The sequence below is a fragment of the Dethiosulfovibrio peptidovorans genome (assembly GCA_002748665.1).
Taxonomy (GTDB): Bacteria; Synergistota; Synergistia; order Synergistales; family Dethiosulfovibrionaceae; genus Dethiosulfovibrio; species Dethiosulfovibrio peptidovorans_A.
The window spans coordinates 1-2,088 of record PDTB01000044.1; the positions used below are offsets into that span (position 1 = coordinate 1).

At 55.1% G+C, this 2,088-nt stretch carries 2 protein-coding genes and 1 pseudogene; all 3 read right to left on the minus strand.

The window, feature by feature from the left end; all coding sequences use genetic code 11:
• Positions 1-492: 3-methyl-2-oxobutanoate hydroxymethyltransferase (locus tag CSA35_09840; protein ID PIE53717.1), on the minus strand; the 492-nt coding region annotated here is incomplete at its 3' end.
• Positions 493-517: 25 nt separating this feature from the next.
• The gene (locus CSA35_09845; protein ID PIE53718.1) at positions 518-1,309 is read right to left on the minus strand and encodes an IclR family transcriptional regulator; all 792 of its coding nucleotides are present in this window, start codon (positions 1,307-1,309) and stop codon (positions 518-520) included.
• Positions 1,310-2,076: pseudogene (locus CSA35_09850) on the minus strand (FdhC protein).
• Positions 2,077-2,088 lie beyond the last annotated feature (12 nt).

Genomic DNA, 2,088 nt, shown 5'->3' on the forward strand with positions numbered 1-2,088 from the left:
GGCACCCTCGGGCGTTCCGCCCTGCACCTTGAAACCGCCAAGAGCCGATGCGGTCTGGGGAGTCAGGCCGATGTGGCCCATAACGTTAATGCCGGCACCGACAATGGCTTTTATTCTGGAGAGCATTTCCACCCCGCCTTCCAGCTTAATGCAGTCGCAGTTGGTTTCCTTTATCAGACGGTTGGCGTTCCGGACAGCCTCTTCATCGCTGACATTGTAGGAGCCGAAGGGCATATCACCGATAATCCATGTGTCGGGAGCCCCCTTCACCACCGGTTTGATGTGATGCACCATGTCGTCCATGGTGACCGATTCAGTGCCGTCATAACCCAGCATCACCATTCCCAGGGAATCGCCCACCAGGATAATTTCCACCTCGCTCTCATTGACAATGGATGCCATTGTGTAATCGTAGGCCGTTACAAAGCTGAACTTTCGCCCTTCCTGCTTGAACTTCTTGAAGTCCATAATGGACATCTTCTTTTTGCTCATTTTCTTCTCCCCTTAAAGCATGATTTTATATTGTCCCCTGATGATTCTCAGGATATCCATACCCGATTTTTTCCGATATTTTCCCGGCTTCCTCTCTAACCATGCGGGAATAGTCGGCCATGTGCTCCTTCTGCCGGAAACGGAACCTGGGAGTGGAAATGCTGAGGGCCGCAACCGGACTGCCGGTAAAATCCAGCACGGGCGCGCTTATGCAGACCAGCCCTTCCACATACTCCTCGTCGTCCAGGGCAAAGCCCGTTTCCCTCACCCTTCGCAGCTCTTCCTGCAAGGCCACTTTATCCACAATGGAATTCTTCGTATAGCGCCTCATAACCACATGGTCAAGAATTTTTTCTGCCACCGCATCGGAGCTGTACGCCAGAATGGCCTTTCCCAGCGCGGAGCAGTAACAGGGCACATCGGCCCCTATGTCCTGTCCCACCTTTATGGTGGAGCTGCTCTCCAGTTTGTCAATATACACAATTTTGCTCCCCACAAGAATGCCCAGGTTCACCGTTTCCCCGGTTTCCCCGGCCAGGTGTTTGATATGGGGACGGGCCACCTTCAGAATACCCGTTCTGTCCATGACACGGTTGCCCATGGCCAGCAGTTTCAGGCTGTTGGAATACCTGCGGGTGTCCGGGTCCTGATTGACATACCCGGCCTCCCTCATGGTGCTGACAAGCCTGTGAACCGTGGCCTTGTCCATTTCCAGCGCTTCACTTAACTGCCCGATACTCAGCTCTCCCCACTTGTCAAGAGCTTCCATTATTGAAAAGGCTTTTACAACCGACTTCACTCTGTTGTGGGGTTTCATTTACGCCTTATCCCTCCGGCCATATACGTACCGGTATGCCATGGCCACAAACACTCCGCCGCCGACAATGTTGCCCAGGGTAACCGGCAGCAGGTTGTGCAGCAAAAACCCGCCCCAGGAGAGCAGACCCAGGGCCTCTTTTCCCAGACGGGCCGCCTCAAGAAAGGCCGCGCTGCCCTTGATAAAAATGCCGGCCGGAATCCGGCCGGAACGTAGTACATGTTGGCCACACTGTGCTCAAAGCCCGAGGTAATAAACAGCCAGATGGGAAAGAACACCGCCAGAATTTTTCCGCTGAACGACGTTGAACCATAGGAAAGCCACACCGCCAGGCACACCAGCCAGTTGCACATAAGGCCCAGCACAAAGGCCTGAAGGAAACTCAGGTTCACCTTGTAGGCGGCAATTTTCAGCGTAACGGCCCCCAGCATGTTCCCGCCGCCGGCAAACAGGCCGCTGGCCGCCATCATCCAGGCCACAAACACCGAGCCGGCAAAATTCCCGGCATAGACAATGGCCCAGTTCCTGAGCATTCTTCCGGCCGAAACCTTCCGGGCGCTCACTCCGGCAATCATAAGGACATTTCCGGTAAACAGCTCGCCCCCCGCCAGAAGAACCAGCATCAGGCCGGTTCCAAAAATGGAACCCGCCAGCACCTTGCCCAGACCGTAGGTGTCCGGCCGGGCAAACAGGTTGAAGGCCGCCATGTTGGAACCTTCCGCGGCAAACGCAATAAAGGCTCCGGCCAGAACGCCCAGAACAAACAACTTCGCAAAACG